The sequence below is a fragment of the Devosia riboflavina genome, from assembly GCF_000743575.1.
Lineage (GTDB): Bacteria > Pseudomonadota > Alphaproteobacteria > Rhizobiales > Devosiaceae > Devosia > Devosia riboflavina.
In genome coordinates, this window is record NZ_JQGC01000059.1 from 1 (window position 1) to 950 (window position 950).

Below are 950 nucleotides of genomic sequence, written 5' to 3' on the forward strand. Positions count from 1 at the left end.
CGTGAAGAGCACGAACGTCGCTTCGGAGCGCGGCTGCGCCATTTCGATGAGGTGGTGGGTCGAGATGCCTTCCCAGCGGTTGTCGTAGCGCGACCAGGTTGTGACGCAGTGGATGTCGGTGGTCTTCTCCACCTGCGGCTGCGCCGCGAACGTTGCCCAGTCCCAGGAGAAGGGGTTGTCGACTACGCCACCCACGTCGAGCCGCCAGCGTTCGCGCGGCACATTCGGCGTCTGGCCGAGGTCGAGCACCGGCCAGTTGTTGACGAGGTGCTGGCCGGGCGGCAGACGCTCGGTTTCGGGGCGGCTGGTATGGCCGGTGAGGAACTTGCCGGATTGGGCCCAGAGCTGCTTGGTGCGGGTAAGCTTGGTGTCGTCGGCCATGTCGGGCTCCTTTGAGCGCGATTATCACCTGTTCCGGGCCGTTTTCACCACAAATATGAACGAGAAATGAAGGCGATCCCAACGACATGTTTGCTTCCGAGCCCGGGCATGTGTCATTGGAAGCGGCGCCGCACGGCTTTTGGACGCGGCTGGAGGTTGTTTTGGCGAAGCTGGCTTTTGTGATCCCCGCCTATAACGAGCAGGCCCTGATCGGTCAGTGCGTGGAATCCGTGCTCAAGGAAGTCAAGCGCTCGGGCGCCGATGTCGAAATCGTCGTCGTCAACAATGCCTCGACCGATCGCACCAAGGAAATCGCGCAGAGCTATGAAGGCGTGACCGTGGTCGATGAGACCAAGAAGGGCCTTGTCCACGCCCGTCATGCCGGCTTCGAGGCGACGACCGCCGAGCTTGTCGCCAATATCGACTCCGACACCATGGTCCCCGAGGGCTGGATCACCACCGTTCTCACCGAATTCGAGCGCAATCCCAAGCTCGTGGCGCTGAGCGGACCTTACATCTACTACGATCTGTCGGCCTGGAACCGCTTCCTAGTGCGGCTCTTCTACTAC

2 protein-coding genes are annotated in these 950 nt (G+C 61.7%); one reads left to right on the plus strand and one right to left on the minus strand.

Features of this window, described 5'->3' with window-relative positions; all coding sequences use genetic code 11:
- Positions 1–381, minus strand: a 381-nt coding sequence (locus JP75_RS24630) for a molybdopterin-dependent oxidoreductase (protein WP_035087830.1), incomplete at its 3' end; no start/stop codon positions are given.
- A gap of 161 nt (positions 382–542) precedes the next feature.
- Here JP75_RS24630 and JP75_RS24635 point away from each other — a divergent pair.
- The coding region (locus JP75_RS24635) for a glycosyltransferase family 2 protein (protein WP_160194784.1) at positions 543–950 on the plus strand (408 nt) is incomplete at its 3' end.